Here is a 14,095-nt window from a genome sequence, read left to right as displayed (position 1 = left end):
ATGACCCCGCCGATCACTGCACCGACCTACCTCCACGGCTTCTCCGATACCGAGCAGCACCGCCTGGTCACCCAGTCGCGCCTGTTCGAATCGAGCATCTTCAGCGGCATCGATTACAGCGGCGCGCAACGTCTGCTGGAAGTCGGCAGCGGCGTCGGGGCGCAGACGGACATCCTGCTGCGGCGCTTCCCGGAGCTGCATGTCACCGGCGTGGACCTGAGCGAGGCGCAGCTGGCCACCGCCGCCACCAACCTGGCCAAGACCCCGTGGTGCCGCGAGCGTTACACGCTGCTGCAGGCCGATGCCGGCAACCTGCCGTTCGGCGCCCGCGAGTTCGATTCGGCGTTCCTGTGCTGGGTACTGGAGCACGTGCCGTCACCGGCGCGGGTGCTCAACGAAGTGCGCCGCGTGCTGGTGCCCGGCTCGCCGGTGTATGTCACCGAAGTGATGAACGCCTCGTTCCTGCTCGATCCGTATTCGCCGCACATCTGGCGCTACTGGATGGCCTTCAATGATTTCCAGTACGACCACGGGGGCGATCCGTTCGTCGGCGCCAAGCTCGGCAACCTGCTGCTGGCCGGCGGCTTCCGCGACGTGCACACCGAGATCAAGACCATCCACCTGGACAACCGCGAACCGGCGCGTCGCAAGACCATGATCGCGTTCTGGGAGCAGCTGCTGTTGTCGGCCGCCGATCCGCTGCTGGACGCCGGCCTGGTCGACCAGGAGACGGTGGACGGCATGCGCCGCGAGTTCAGCCTGGTCCAGAACGACCCGAACGCGGTGTTCTTCTTCTCCTTCGTGCAGGCCCGCGCGACCGTGTACTGACCGCGTCGCGGACCTACCGCGTCGCCCAGGCGATCACGGTCACCACGACCGCGGCGGCCAGCAGCAACCAGATACCCAGTCCGCCCCGGTCCCCCGGGGCCACCGTGCTGCCACCGGCGGTGTTGCGGGCGCCTTCGCGCGGACGCGCGGTCGGCGTGGTGCCCACTTCCAGCATACCGGTGGCCGGTCGCTGGCTGCGCTCGGTGATCTTGTTCTGCATGCGTCGCGCGCGCTCGGGATCGACCTTGCGCAGCTCGTCCAGCAGCACCTGTTGCTGGCGTTCGCGGTCCGGCTGCGCCTTGGCCTTGCGCATGATCTCGCGCAACGGCACCGCCGGCTGCTCGGCGGACCGGCCCGGGGTCAGCTCCAGCAGCAGGGCGCGATACTCCGGCGGCACATCGGCCAGCCGGGTGTAGCGCGTGCCATTGATTTCCATGTCGAACCGCTCGGTCACGGTGCCTCCGTCCATCCTGCCTTGGGTGCGATGACCTCGGCGTTCGTCGGTGTGTGCCAGATGCGTTGCCACATCCCCGCGAACCGGCGCTTCACCATCGCCCTGCCCTGCTCCCCTTCATACGCCGGACGCAGCTGTCGCGGCGTGATCGCCGCCCAGCCTTCGCCGTCGGCCCGCGCCACCGCGAAGGTGAAGGTGTAGTCCGGCTCCAGGCCCATGCGCAGGTCGCTGAGCCGCAGCTCGCCATCGACCACCTGCGCGCGCATGAAGCCGCGGTTGAACCAGTTCAGTCGTTGCACGGCCGGCAGCGTGGCCGCCTGGCGCAGGGCCTGCACGTTGGAGGGATGGCCCTCGAAGGTCATCGGGCCGCGGTCGGCGATCAGCGAGCGCTCGCCGATCACGTAGCCGTTGGGCGTCATCGCGACGACCTGCCAGAGCAGCGTGTTGAACGGCATCGCCACCGAGAAGCGCGGGGCATCGCCCAGGCCCATCGCGGCCAGCGCACGATCCGCCTCACGATCGACGGTGTGCTTGGCCAGCAGCGACCAGCCCAGGTAGCCACTGCTGAGCACCAGGCCGGCCACCAGTGCCTTCTGCGCCAACGGCCGCGCCCGCACGAACCACGCCACCGCGCAGGCGAGCAGCAGCCACACCGTGTACAGCGGGTCGATGATGAAGACGCTGGCCCACATCGTCGGGGGCGGGGTGAACGGCCACCACAGCTGGGTACCGTAGACGGTGAAGGCATCCAGCAGCGGATGGGTGATCAGCGCCAGCAGGATCGCCCAGAACCAGCGGCCCGGCGCCTGCGCCACGCGGCCGTGACCAAAACGTTTGAACAGCCACCAGATCAGCGCGGCCACCCACGGCAGCACCAGCAGCGAGTGGCTGTAGCTGCGGTGTTCGACCATCAGCGCCACCGGATCGGCAGCAGTGAAGGCCAGCACCAGCGCGTCCAGGTCCGGCAGGGTGCCGAGTGCGGCACCGGCCAACAGCGCAGCGCGGCGATGGCCGGCCGGGGCGATGGCGGCGGCCACTGCGCCGCCGAGTACGATCTGGGTAAAGGAGTCCATCGGCCGATGCTAGCAGCCGCGAGCGTGCGTGCGCCGGGGCCGTTGCGCTCAGGCGGCTCTGGCCCATGCGGCGTTGCCGGGCAGCGCCACCAGGGTCCGCCCGGTGTGATCCAGCAGTCGCAGGGTCCCGTCCGGATCCTCGGCCAGCACGGTCAGGCTTTCGACCCAGTCACCGTCGTTGGCATAGATCAGCCCGTCGCGCTCCACCAGCGCGGCGCGGTGGATGTGCCCGCAGACGATGCCATCCAGGCCGCGCCGGCGCACGTCGTCCAGCCCGGCCTGGACGAAGCGCTCGATGTAGCGCTCGGCCGCGCCGCTGCGTTTCTTCAGGAATTCGGAGAGCGACCAGTAGCGCTGGCCGAGCCGCCGCCGCGCCGCATTGAGCAGGTGGTTGCCGGTGAGGATGCGGTAGTACAGCCAGTCGCCGAACTTCTCCTGCAGACCGCCGAAGTGGGTGACACCGTCGTAGTCATCGCCGTGCACGACCAGCAGCCGCCGCCCGTCCGCGGTCACATGGATTGCCCGGCGACGCACCTGCATGGCCGGCAGCATCAGCCCGCAGACCTTGCGCAGCGAGGCATCATGGTTGCCGGGGATGTAGATGATCTCGGTGCCCGCCCGCTGCAGCGCGTGCAGGGCCTGGATCACGTCGCTGTGGGCCGGCCGCCAACTGGCCCGGCGGTGTGCCATCCACCACAGGTCGATGATGTCGCCCACCAGATAGAGGCGCTCGCAGCGCAGGTCGGCCAGGAACCGGGCCAGCTCGGCGGCGTGGCAGTGGCGAGAGCCGAGGTGGACGTCGGAGAGAAACACGGCCCGCCGATGGGGCGCCAGGGTCGTCACGGGCCGCTTGGCGGCCTCCCGCGCGTCGCGCTGCTCGAGATCCTGCATGGCGTGCTCCTCATGCCCGGCGGCTGGATGCGCCGAAGCCTGCGCCAGACGCACGACAAGCCGATGGCGGTTCAACGACAGCGGGATGACGATCGGCCGCGGCTTGTGCGCCGGCTGCGCGGCCCTTGGGCGCCGGGAGGCCCGGGCTGCGGACCGCTGCCGCCCACTGTCACGCTGGTGGAACACTGGGCGGTGACGCTGGCCCTCAATCCCGTCACACCGGGCCCTGCGACGGGCACGCGGGCTTAACCACGGGCAACCCGTGCTGGCGCACAATGCAAGTGCGCGACTTGCCGTGTATCATTCGCGCCCATCTTTCCATCCGAATCAAAGGATATTACGCCTGATGTCCAGCTACCTGTTCACCTCCGAATCGGTCTCCGAAGGCCATCCGGACAAGATTGCCGACCAGATCTCCGATGCGGTGCTGGACGCGATCCTGACCCAGGACAAGCGTGCGCGCGTGGCCTGCGAAACCATGGTCAAGACTGGCGTGGCGATCGTCGCCGGTGAAATCACCACCAGCGCCTGGATCGACCTGGAAGCCTTGACCCGCAAGGTGATCCTGGACATCGGCTACGACAGCTCCGACGTCGGTTTCGACGGCGCGACCTGCGGCGTGCTGAACCTGATCGGCAAGCAGTCGCCGCACATCGCCCAGGGCGTGGACCGCAAGAAGCCCGAAGAAATGGGCGCTGGCGACCAGGGCCTGATGTTCGGCTATGCCACCAACGAGACCGATAGCTACATGCCGGCCGCGATCCACCTGTCGCACCGCCTGGTCGAGCAGCAGGCCAAGATCCGCAAGAAGAAGAACTCGCCGCTGTCCTGGCTGCGCCCGGACGCCAAGAGCCAGGTCACCCTGCGCTATGAAAACGGCGCCGTCTCGGCCATCGACGCGGTGGTGCTGTCGACCCAGCACGCCCCGGGCGTGAAGCAGAAGGACCTCATCGAGGCCGTCCGCGAAGAGATCATCAAGCCGGTGCTGCCGGCCAAGTGGCTGCACAAGGGCACCAAGTTCCACATCAACCCGACCGGCAAGTTCGAGATCGGCGGCCCGGTGGGCGACTGCGGCCTGACCGGCCGCAAGATCATCGTCGATACCTACGGCGGCTGGGCCCGTCACGGTGGTGGTGCATTCTCGGGCAAGGATCCGTCCAAGGTCGACCGTTCGGCCGCCTACGCGGCCCGTTACGTCGCCAAGAATGTCGTGGCCGCCGGCCTGGCCGACCGTTGCGAAGTGCAGGTCTCCTACGCCATCGGCGTGGCCGAGCCGACCTCGATCTCGGTCACCACCTTCGGCACCGGCAAGATCAGCGATGACAAGATCGAAAAGCTGATCCGCAAGCATTTCGACCTGCGCCCGTACGGCATCATCCAGATGCTGGACCTGATCCACCCGATGTACCAGCAGACCGCCGCCTACGGCCACTTCGGCCGCAAGGCCAAGGAGTTCAGCTACACCAACGGTGCTGGCGAACAGGTCAACGCGACCGCCTTCTCCTGGGAGAAGACCGATCGCGCCGCCGCCCTGCGCGCGGATGCGAAGCTGAAATAAGAAACACGAAGGGCCGCGCAAGCGGCCCTTCTCTTTTGCGGAAGTGCCGGCCGCTGGCCGGCAACCTCGTGACGTCCGGCAGGATCCGCCTGGCTGTCGGCCCGCGGCCGGCACTACCGGGCCTCCGATCGGCCGCTACAATCGGCCCATGCCCGAATTCAAATCCAACCAGCTGTCCATGACGGTGCTGATGTCGCCGGACATGGCCAATTTCTCCGGCAAGGTGCACGGCGGTGCGGTGCTGCGCCTGCTCGACCAGGTCGCCTACGCCTGTGCCAGCCGCTATGCCGGCAGCTACGTGGTCACCCTCTCGGTGGACCAGGTGATGTTCCGCCAGCCGATCGCGGTCGGCGAGCTGGTCACCTTCCTGGCCTCGGTGAACTACACCGGCACGTCCTCGATGGAGATCGGGGTCAAGGTGGTGGCCGAGGACATCCTCAAGCGCAGCGTGCGCCATGCCAACAGCTGCTTCTTCACCATGGTCGCGGTGGACGAGGACGGCAAGCCCACGCCGGTACCGCCACTGCAACTGGACACCAGCGACGAACGCCGCCGGCACGCCGCCGCGTTGATCCGCCGCCAGCTGCGCGAGGAGATGGAGCAGCGCCACCTGGAGCTGCTGGCGTCCAATCCGCCGGCGCCGGGCGATGCGCCATGACCAACGGTCATGGCCTACCGGTCATGAGGTCGAGCGGGTCTGAGCTCTGCCAGACGGCGCGAGCTGCCGGCCAGCGGCCGGCACTACCCGTGATGCCCTACCCGGTGTTCTGTACGCCCTGCGAGACGCCATTCACGCAGGCAACCAGCGCACGCAGCACGTCATCGTCTTCGCCCCCGCTGTCGCGCCAGCGCCTCAGCAGGTCCACCTGCAGCACGCTGATCGGATCGATGTAGGGGTTGCGCAGCCGGATCGACAGCGCCAGGCGCTGATCGTGCTGGAGCAGCTCGTCCTGCCCGGTCAGCGCGAGGATCCACTGCGAGGTCAGTTCGAGTTCGCTCTGGATCTGCGGGAAGAAGCGGCCATGCAATGCGCCGGACAGCTGCGAGAACTGCTCGGCGATGGTCAGGTCGCCCTTGGACAGCACCATCGCGATGTCGTCCAGGAAGGTGCTGAAGAACGGCCAGTCGCGCGCCATCTCTTTCAGGATCTCTTCGTGGCCAGCGTCGATCGCCGCCTGCAGGCCACTGCCGACGCCATACCAGCCCGGGATCACCGCACGCGCCTGGCTCCAGGCGAACACCCATGGAATCGCGCGCAGGTTGGTCAGCGCGGCATCCTCGCCCAGGCGGCGCGAGGGGCGTGAGCCCAGGGTCATCCGCTCGATCACGTCGATCGGCGTGGCCAGGCGGAAGTACTGCATGAAGTCTTTCTGGCCGACGAAGGCGCGGTACGCATCCGCACTCTTCTGCGCGATCAGGTCCATCACCGGGCGCCACTGGTCCTCGCGCGGCTCTGCTGCGCGCGGGCGCAGGCTGGAGCGCAGCACCGCACCGGTGGACTGCTCCAGCGAACGCAGCGCCAGCGCGCGGATGCCGTACTTGCGGTGGATCACTTCGCCCTGTTCGGTCACGCGCAGGCGGCCATCGATACTGCCGCGCGGCGAGGCATCCACGGCGTGCGTGGTCTTGCCGCCACCGCGGCTGATCGAGCCGCCACGGCCGTGGAAGAAGGTCAGCCGGATGTCGTTCTCGGCGGCGACCTCCAGCAGCTCCACCTGGGCGCGCTGCAGGCCCCAGCGCGAGGCCGCGATCCCGCCGTCCTTGCCACTGTCCGAATAGCCGAGCATCACCATCTGCACATCGCCGCGCGAGGCCAGGTGCGTGCGGTAGACCGGATCGGCGAGCAGATCGCGCAGAGTCTCGGTGCCGCGCTTGAGATCGTCCACCGTTTCGAACAGCGGGGCGATGTCGAGCGGCACCGCGCCGGCGTCATCCACCAGGCCACCGCGGCGCGCCAGCGCGAGCACCGCGAGCACGTCGCTGCGGTCATGTGCCATCGAGATGATGTAGCTGCCCAGCGCGTCGGCACCGTGCCGGTGGCGTGCATCGGCCAGGGCCGCGAACACCGCGTCCAGGCGCTCACCGCCTTCTTCACTGCTCGCCGGCAGTGCCTGCTCGCCACTGGCGAACGGGGCCAGGCGCGCCGCGCGGGTGACCGCATCGGCGGCGTCCCAGGCGTCCTGCCCATCCAGCACGCTGGCCAGCGCGCGGCCATGCACGCTGGATTCCTGGCGCACATCCAACCGCGCCAGATGGAAGCCGAAGGTGCGTACCCGCCACAACAAGCGACGCACCGCGAAACCGCCGGCGTGGTCGCCCTTGTTGTCGTGCAGGCTGCGCAGGATCAGCTCGATGTCGTCGGTGAGTTCCTGTGGCGATGCATAGGCACCGTCCGCATCCTCCATCGTTGCCTGCACGCGTGCGCGCATGCGGTCGTTGAGCAGGCGGTAGGGCATGTCGGCATGCCGCGGCCGCGAGGTCACCTTGGGCAGCAATGCCTTGTAATGGTCGACGCGGGCCTGCAGTTCATCGCTGACCGCCACCCGTTCGGTGGACTGGCTGAGCAGGCTGGCCAGCTGCAGCAGGTCTTTCTGGTAGCGGCCGAGCACGGCCTGGCGCTGCGCATCGAGCGTGTTGCGGATGGTGCCGGCATCCACGTTCGGATTGCCGTCCATGTCGCCGCCCACCCACGTGCCGAAGCGCAGCAGGCGCGGCAGCGGCAGTGCTTCGCCATAGGTCTCCAGCAGCGCCTGCTGCAGCGATTCGTACAGCACCGGGATCACCCGGTACAGCACCTGCACCAGATAGAAGCCGACGTGTTCGCGCTCGTCTTCCACGGTCGGGCGCACCGGCGAGGAATCGGTGGTCTGCCACGAGGCGGTCAGCGCCATGCGGAAGCGCGCGGCGTCGGCGGCGGCTTCACCCGGCGTGCGCTGGCCGTCGAGATTGTCGACCAGGCTGGCCACCATCAGCTGCTCTTTTTCCAGCAGCGCGCGGCGGACCGCTTCGGTCGGATGCGCGGTGAACACCGGCTCGATGTCGATGCGCGGCAGCCACTCGGCAAGCTCGGCCAGGGTCACGCCCTGCGCCTTGAGATTGACCAGTGCATCCTGCAGGCCATCCGGCTGCGGCGTGGCGGTACCGGCGCGCTGGTAGTCGCGTCGGCGGCGGATGCGATGCACGCGCTCGGCGATGTTCACCACCTGGAAATAGGTACTGAACGCACGCACCATCGCTTCGGCGCGCGCCGGCGGCAGGCCGGTCAGTGCATCGTTGAGATCGGACAGGGGGGCGTCGCTTTCGCGGCGGGCAATGGCGCGCGTACGCACCTGTTCCACATCATCGAAAAACTGCGTGGAGACCTGCTCGGCGAGCAGGTCACCGACCAGTGCGCCGAGTCGGCGTACATCGTCACGCAGGGGAATATCGGGAGTGGCAAAAACGATGCTGCTACGGTACTCGTTCATCTGCGACGCACTGGCCTCGGGAACGGAATCCGCTCAAGCCTACCCCACATTGGGGTCGTTGCTGCGTCGCGCAAATAGTTACATCTGGTAGTGCCGGCCGCTGGCCGGCAGGTGCCGATCATTTCTGGTACCGGCCAACGGCCGGTACCTACCCGTCATTTTCCGTGGATGCCAACCGGTCGGCATCCACGATCATGATCTGCATCGGCTCGTAGCCGGTCCCGCCGCGGCGGGACCGGCGGGTGTGGTCAGCGCTTCTTCTTGATCGGCTTGCCCTCGCCGACGGTCTGCTCCAGCCAGCGCTCGCTCTCAGCCAGCATGGTCATGATCGATTCGCGCGCGCGGTAGGCATGCGATTCGTTCGGCAGCATCACCAGCCGCGAGGTACCGCCCAGCCCCTTCACCGCGGCGAACATGCGCTCGCTCTGGATCGGGAACGTGCCGGAGTTGTTGTCGTCCACGCCGTGGATGAAGAGGATCGGGTCCTTGATCCTGTCGGCGTAGTTGAACGGCGACATCTTCTGGTAGACGTCCTGCGCCTGCCAGTAGTTGCGCTCCTCGGCCTGGAAGCCGAACGGGGTCAGCGTGCGATTGTAGGCGCCGCTGCGCGCGATGCCGGCCTTGAACAGGCGGGTATGCGCGAGCAGGTTGGCGGTCATGAACGCCCCATAGGAATGGCCGCCGATCGCGATGTGCTCACGATCGGTCACGCCACGCCGCACCACTTCGTTCACGGCCGCCTCGGCATTGGCGATCAGCTGCGGCAGGTAGGTGTCGTTCGGTTCCTTGTCGCCCTCGCCGATGATCGGCATCGACGGGCTGACCAGCACCGCGTAGCCCTTGGCCAGGAACGCCTGCGGACCCCAGTAGCTGATCGCGTTGAAGCGGTACGGCGAATCGGTGACCTGGCTGGCGGCTTCGGCCGTCTTGAACTCGCCCGGGTAGGCCCACATCAGCAACGGCAGCGGACCGTCCTTCTTCGCGTTGTAGCCCGGCGGCAGCATCAGCGTGGCGGTCAGGTCGACACCATCGTTGCGCTTGTAGCGGATCTGCTCCTTGCTCACCCCCCGCAGCTGCGGCAGCGGGTGCTGGAAGTGGGTCAACGCCGTCGGCGCCGCGGTGGCATCGGCCAGCGACTGCACGTAGAAGTTGGCCGGCTCATCGGGCGATTCACGGGTCAACAGCAGCGAGGTGCCTTCCTGGTCGAGCAGGGCCACCGGCGCGGCATAGGAAGGGGCCTGCGAGTGGAACAGGCGGGTGGTCTGCTTGCTGTCCAGATCGAAACGGTCCACGAACGGACGGTCGCCTTCCGGCGAGGCACCCAGCCCATACAGGAAGATGCTGCGGCCATCGGCACTGACCTGCAGACGCGAGCGACCGTTGACGTCGCGCACCAGGCCGGGGCGGCCCGGGTCGTTGTAGCGGTCCTGCGAGGAACGCGCCGACAGCAGCTCGGCCGCCTTTTCCGGCTGGTCCGGTGCGATCCGCCACTGCTTGACCTCGCGGTTCTTCCACCACGATTCGTTGAGCAGGGCCAGATCGCCACGGCCCCACTGGATGCCCGCATAGCGGCTGCCCAGCTGCGCCAGCGTGACCGGCGGCGTGTCGAAGGGGGCAGCCTGCATCAGTACCGCATCGCGCACCTTGGCCTCGCGGTTCGGGTCGCCACCGTCCTGCGCTTCGGCCCAGACCAGGGTCGCCGGCGCATCGGCGCGCCAGTCGATCCGGCGCACGCCGGTGGCCACGGCATCGTTGCCGGTCGGCAGGCCCTCCTTCAACGGCAGGTTGGCGACGGTGTGTTCGAGCTTGCCGTCCACGGCGGACAGCACTTCGATGCGACGCGCGAACGCACTCGCCGGCACCAGGTAGGAGTACGGGCGCACGACGCGCTCGCTCAGCAGGTAGCGGCCATCCGGGGAAAGGGTGATATCCCAGTAGACCCCACCGCTGGACAGCGGCGTGGTCACGCCGTTGAGCGCGACCTTGGCCGGCTGCGCGCTGGCGTAATAATCGAACAGGCGCGCATCGGCCTCGTTCTTGAGCATGTCCTGGTAGGTACGGATCGTACGGACGCCGGCGTCGGCCTCGGTCTGCTGGATCGCCGGGCCGGTCGGAATGCCGCCGGTGGCCGGCGCCGGACCCTGGCTCTTGAGCTGCTGCATCACCAGCAGGCCGCGGCTGTCGGGCTGCCAGCTGTAGCCATCGCCCATCACCGTGTTCAGGTCACCGACCAGGCGGCGCGCCGAACCGGCCTCGACATCGACGATCCACAGTTCATTGGTCCCGGTGGCGGCGTGCACCTGGTTGAAGGCGATGTATTTCTGGTCCGGCGACCAGGCGAAGGTGGCGATCGACAACGGCTGCGGCAGTCCAGTGATCTGACGCTCTTTGCCGTCGGCCACGCTCATCAGCCACAGCTTGTCGGCGAAGCTGAAGCGGCTGGCCGAATGCGTGGCCGGGTTGATGCGCAGGCCGGCCAGCTTCAATTCGGGCTGGGCGACGTCGTTGATCGACGGCAGCGCCGGGGTCTGCAGCAGCGCGGCCAGGTCACGCCGCGGGGACAGGCTCAGGGTCGGGGCACGCGGCGCATCGACCACGGCCTGCAGGGCCGGCGACGGCAACTGGTAGCCGCCCTGATCGCCCTTGGTGGGGGCCACGGTCTGCGCAGTGGTCTTCGCGGCCGGGGCGGCGGCCAGCGCCATCGGCGGCACCGCCAGCAGGGCCAGGCCGAGGATCAAGGTAGGGCGCCACTGGGGAGCGCGTCGACCGGGGGTGCGTGTCATGTTCTGTGCCTGTGCTGATACGAACCCCCGACCTTAACAGCCGCTCGCCGATCGCCCCCCTGCCGATGGTTGGGGGCGGGGACCGATTCATGCCACTGCAACCGGCCGCGATATACTGGGTGACCCTCCACCGAGGGGCGCTGCGACCGTTCCGGACCTTGTCCGGGGGCGGCCAGGCTCGGTGGCCAGGATTGGTTCCAACGGCGCCCGGCGAACACGAGTATCGACTCGTCATTACACCGGAGCTTTGAATGAACGCTGTTGCCAAGACCTTCTCCACCGAAGGCGATTACAAGATTGCCGATATCTCCCTGGCCGATTGGGGCCGCAAGGAGCTGGACATCGCCGAGCATGAAATGCCGGGCCTGATGTCGATCCGCCGCAAGCACGCCGCCACCCTGCCGCTGAAGGGCGTGCGCGTGACCGGCTCGCTGCACATGACCATCCAGACCGCGGTGCTGATCGAGACCCTGAAGGACATCGGCGCCGACGTGCGCTGGGCCTCGTGCAACATCTTCTCGACCCAGGACCACGCCGCCGCGGCGATCGCCGCGTCCGGTACCCCCGTGTTCGCCTGGAAGGGCGAGTCGCTGGAGGAATACTGGGACTGCACCCTGGACGCGCTGACCTTCACCCTGCCCGACGGCACCCTGACCGGCCCGGAGCTGGTGGTGGACGACGGCGGCGACGTGACCCTGCTGATCCACAAGGGCTACGAGCTCGAAAACGGCAGCACCTGGGTCGATGAAAAGGCCGCCTCGCACGAAGAACAGGTCATCAAGAACCTGCTCAAGCGCGTGGCCAAGGAGCGCCCGGGTTACTGGGGCCGCGTGGTCAAGGACTGGAAGGGCGTCTCCGAAGAGACCACCACCGGCGTGCACCGCCTGTACCAGCTGGCCCAGGCCGGCACCCTGCTGATCCCGGCGATCAACGTCAACGACTCGGTCACCAAGAGCAAGTTCGACAACCTGTACGGCTGCCGCGAGTCGCTGGCCGATGGCCTGAAGCGCGCGATGGACGTGATGCTGGCCGGCAAGGTCGCCGTGGTCTGCGGCTACGGTGACGTGGGCAAGGGCTGCGCCGCTTCGCTGCGTGCTTACGGCGCGCGCGTCGTGGTCACCGAGATCGATCCGATCTGTGCCCTGCAGGCCGCGATGGAAGGCTTCGAAGTCAACACGATCGAGTCCACCCTGGGCCGTGCCGACCTGTACGTCACCACCACCGGCAACAAGGACATCATCCGCATCGAGCACCTGAGCGCGATGAAGGACCAGGCCATCGTCTGCAACATCGGCCACTTCGACAACGAGATCCAGGTCGATGCGCTGGTCGGCTTCCCGGGCGTGAAGCACGTCAACATCAAACCGCAGGTGGACAAGTACGTCTTCCCGAACGGCAACGCGATCTTCCTGCTGGCCGAAGGCCGCCTGGTCAACCTGGGCTGCGCCACCGGCCACCCGAGCTTCGTGATGTCCAACTCGTTCGCCAACCAGACGCTCGCGCAGATCGACCTGTGGGCGAACAAGGACAGCTACGAGAAGAAGGTGTACCTGCTGCCGAAGAAGCTGGATGAGGAAGTCGCGCGTCTGCACCTGGAAAAGATCGGCGTGAAGCTGACCACCCTGAGCCAGGAACAGGCTGACTACATCGGCGTGCCGGTGGATGGTCCGTTCAAGCCGGAGCATTACCGCTACTGATCGGCATGCCGGTCCAGTTGCGTTGAAAACAGACGGGCGCCGAAAGGCGCCCGTTTTTGTTGGGTTGAACGCCGTCACGACCAACGGTCGTGACCTACCAGGTGGCGGACATTGACCGTTCGTCGGCGCGCAGAACACGGTAGGTACCGACCGTTGGTCGGTACGCAGAACGCGGTAGGTACCGACCGTTGGTCGGTACGGCTGCTCCGATAGCCTGGGTCAAGCCGACACGCCGTACCCCACGCTACGATGCCGCCATGACCCCCGCCATCAATCTATTGAAGCAGTCCGGCATCGCGCACAGCGTGCTGTCCTATCACCATGACGCCGCCGCCGAATCCTACGGTGGCGAGGCAGTGCAGCAGCTCGGGCTGGATCCGGGGCAGGTGTTCAAGACGCTGCTGGCAAGCACCGAGACGCACGAGCTTCTGGTGGCGATCGTGCCGGTGAGCGGCACCCTGGACCTCAAGGCACTCGCCGCAGCGGCCGGCTCCCGGAAGTGCGGGATGGCCACCGCCGAGGCGGCACAACGCGCTACCGGCTACCTGGTCGGGGGCATCAGCCCATTGGGGCAGAAGAAGAGGCACCGCACCTTCCTCGATGCCAGCGCAAGGGCGCTGCCAGTGCTGCATGTCAGCGCCGGGCGGCGTGGGTTGGAGGTGGCGCTGGCACCGGCCGATCTGCTGCAGCTCACCGGCGGATGCTACGCCGCCATCGGCAAGGCCCGGTGATGCGCTGGCCTTTCAACCGTGACCCATCCGTCCCCACCGAGGGACCTGGCGCGCAGCACCTGCAGGCGCTGCTGTCGTCAGAGCCTGACCGCATCTACAGCGCAGCCTGCGCCATCGCCCAGCTCCGTGATCCGGCCGAACTGGACGCGCTGGTGCCGTGGATCGAACGAATCGATCGCGCCACCGCGCACATCGCGCTGGGTGGCGCCCTGTTCGCCAACAACCACCACCTGCAGTTCGCCCTGCGCCGGCTGCGCTTCTGGCGGGACCGGGCCGGCTGCCTGTGTGTGCTTTACCCACACTACCCGTTCTTCGATCCGCGTCGCGAGGCCACGCGCGGGCACGTGGTCATCGATGCCGTGGGCGAAGCCGAGGACGGCTGGGGCGAGGCGCATTCGGTCACCTGCGTGGACTGCGCAACGCACTGGCTGGCCACCGACCGCGAGTATCACTACCCGTGGTGGGAGTGGAAACTGGCGCGTCCCACCGTGGAGGGAACCCCAACGCATGCGTGATTTCATCGCCGCTGCACATCGCCCCGGCGTCTCCGCCGGAGGATGTGGCCGCATTCGCCGCGATGCTCCAGCGCATGGGCATCCAGCTGGACGCTTCA

The 14,095-nt window shown here is 67.6% G+C and carries 11 protein-coding genes and 1 riboswitch; of the genes, 6 read left to right on the top strand and 5 right to left on the bottom strand.

Annotated elements, in window-relative coordinates; translation table 11 throughout:
* The gene (locus tag HDC96_RS15475; RefSeq protein WP_179460783.1) at positions 1-828 is read left to right on the top strand and encodes a methyltransferase domain-containing protein; all 828 of its coding nucleotides are present in this window, start codon (positions 1-3) and stop codon (positions 826-828) included.
* A gap of 13 nt (positions 829-841) precedes the next feature.
* Here HDC96_RS15475 and HDC96_RS15470 read toward each other — a convergent pair whose 3' ends face one another.
* From HDC96_RS15470 to HDC96_RS15460, 3 genes are read right to left on the bottom strand one after another with little or no spacing between them, the layout of a single operon-like run.
* Positions 842-1,282 (bottom strand): hypothetical protein, encoded by a 441-nt coding sequence (locus HDC96_RS15470; RefSeq protein ID WP_179460782.1) that lies wholly within the window; start codon positions 1,280-1,282, stop codon positions 842-844.
* Positions 1,279-2,355: a metal-dependent hydrolase gene (locus HDC96_RS15465; protein WP_179460781.1), complete on the bottom strand. Its 1,077-nt coding sequence runs from the start codon at positions 2,353-2,355 to the stop codon at positions 1,279-1,281. The genes HDC96_RS15470 and HDC96_RS15465 overlap by 4 nt, the downstream gene beginning before the upstream one ends.
* A gap of 48 nt (positions 2,356-2,403) precedes the next feature.
* Positions 2,404-3,246: a UDP-2,3-diacylglucosamine diphosphatase gene (locus tag HDC96_RS15460; protein WP_179460994.1), complete on the bottom strand. Its 843-nt coding sequence runs from the start codon at positions 3,244-3,246 to the stop codon at positions 2,404-2,406.
* Between the two features lie 346 nt (positions 3,247-3,592).
* On the opposite strand from HDC96_RS15460, the gene metK reads away from it, so the two are divergent.
* Entirely contained in the window at positions 3,593-4,804 is a 1,212-nt protein-coding gene (gene metK, locus HDC96_RS15455) for a methionine adenosyltransferase (RefSeq protein WP_019182462.1), read from the top strand.
* Positions 4,805-4,952: 148 nt separating this feature from the next.
* Positions 4,953-5,462 carry an acyl-CoA thioesterase gene (locus tag HDC96_RS15450; protein ID WP_179460780.1) on the top strand — a complete coding sequence of 170 codons (510 nt, stop codon included), beginning with the start codon at positions 4,953-4,955 and terminating at the stop codon, positions 5,460-5,462.
* Positions 5,463-5,559: 97 nt separating this feature from the next.
* On the opposite strand, the gene ppc is transcribed toward HDC96_RS15450, so the two are convergent.
* A complete protein-coding gene (ppc, locus tag HDC96_RS15445; RefSeq protein ID WP_179460779.1) occupies positions 5,560-8,271 on the bottom strand; it encodes a phosphoenolpyruvate carboxylase in 2,712 nt (903 codons plus the stop codon).
* Between the two features lie 248 nt (positions 8,272-8,519).
* Positions 8,520-11,054: a prolyl oligopeptidase family serine peptidase gene (locus HDC96_RS15440; RefSeq protein ID WP_179460778.1), complete on the bottom strand. Its 2,535-nt coding sequence runs from the start codon at positions 11,052-11,054 to the stop codon at positions 8,520-8,522.
* 126 nt (positions 11,055-11,180) lie between these two features.
* A riboswitch (S-adenosyl-L-homocysteine riboswitch) is annotated at positions 11,181-11,270 on the top strand.
* A gap of 35 nt (positions 11,271-11,305) precedes the next feature.
* Between HDC96_RS15440 and ahcY the strand changes: the two genes are divergently transcribed.
* The 3 genes from ahcY to HDC96_RS15425 all read left to right on the top strand — a co-directional run bounded on the left by ahcY (position 11,306) and on the right by HDC96_RS15425 (position 13,997).
* Positions 11,306-12,751: an adenosylhomocysteinase gene (gene ahcY, locus HDC96_RS15435; RefSeq protein WP_179460777.1), complete on the top strand. Its 1,446-nt coding sequence runs from the start codon at positions 11,306-11,308 to the stop codon at positions 12,749-12,751.
* A 257-nt stretch (positions 12,752-13,008) separates the two neighbouring features.
* The gene (ybaK, locus tag HDC96_RS15430; protein WP_179460776.1) at positions 13,009-13,482 is read left to right on the top strand and encodes a Cys-tRNA(Pro) deacylase; all 474 of its coding nucleotides are present in this window, start codon (positions 13,009-13,011) and stop codon (positions 13,480-13,482) included.
* On the top strand, positions 13,482-13,997 hold the full coding sequence (locus HDC96_RS15425; RefSeq protein ID WP_179460775.1) for a hypothetical protein: 516 nt from the start codon (positions 13,482-13,484) through the stop codon (positions 13,995-13,997). The genes ybaK and HDC96_RS15425 overlap by 1 nt, the downstream gene beginning before the upstream one ends.
* Positions 13,998-14,095 lie beyond the last annotated feature (98 nt).

The sequence above is a fragment of the Stenotrophomonas sp. JAI102 genome (assembly GCF_013409105.1).
In the GTDB taxonomy this organism is placed as follows: domain Bacteria; phylum Pseudomonadota; class Gammaproteobacteria; order Xanthomonadales; family Xanthomonadaceae; genus Stenotrophomonas; species Stenotrophomonas maltophilia_AA.
The sequence above is the reverse complement of the archived record's forward strand: the minus strand, read 5'-3'. Positions and strand labels throughout refer to the sequence as shown.

Excerpts from the sequence above, each read along its gene's own strand:
- HDC96_RS15425 (WP_179460775.1), top strand. The coding sequence starts at position 13,482 with ATGCGCTGGCCTTTCAACCGTGACCCATCCGTCCCCACCGAGGGACCT.
- ybaK (WP_179460776.1), top strand. The coding sequence starts at position 13,009 with ATGACCCCCGCCATCAATCTATTGAAGCAGTCCGGCATCGCGCACAGC.
- HDC96_RS15450 (WP_179460780.1), top strand. The coding sequence starts at position 4,953 with ATGCCCGAATTCAAATCCAACCAGCTGTCCATGACGGTGCTGATGTCG.
- ahcY (WP_179460777.1), top strand. The coding sequence starts at position 11,306 with ATGAACGCTGTTGCCAAGACCTTCTCCACCGAAGGCGATTACAAGATT.
- metK (WP_019182462.1), top strand. The coding sequence starts at position 3,593 with ATGTCCAGCTACCTGTTCACCTCCGAATCGGTCTCCGAAGGCCATCCG.
- ppc (WP_179460779.1), bottom strand. The coding sequence starts at position 8,271 with ATGAACGAGTACCGTAGCAGCATCGTTTTTGCCACTCCCGATATTCCC.
- HDC96_RS15475 (WP_179460783.1), top strand. The coding sequence starts at position 1 with ATGACCCCGCCGATCACTGCACCGACCTACCTCCACGGCTTCTCCGAT.
- HDC96_RS15460 (WP_179460994.1), bottom strand. The coding sequence starts at position 3,246 with ATGCAGGATCTCGAGCAGCGCGACGCGCGGGAGGCCGCCAAGCGGCCC.
- HDC96_RS15440 (WP_179460778.1), bottom strand. The coding sequence starts at position 11,054 with ATGACACGCACCCCCGGTCGACGCGCTCCCCAGTGGCGCCCTACCTTG.
- HDC96_RS15465 (WP_179460781.1), bottom strand. The coding sequence starts at position 2,355 with ATGGACTCCTTTACCCAGATCGTACTCGGCGGCGCAGTGGCCGCCGCC.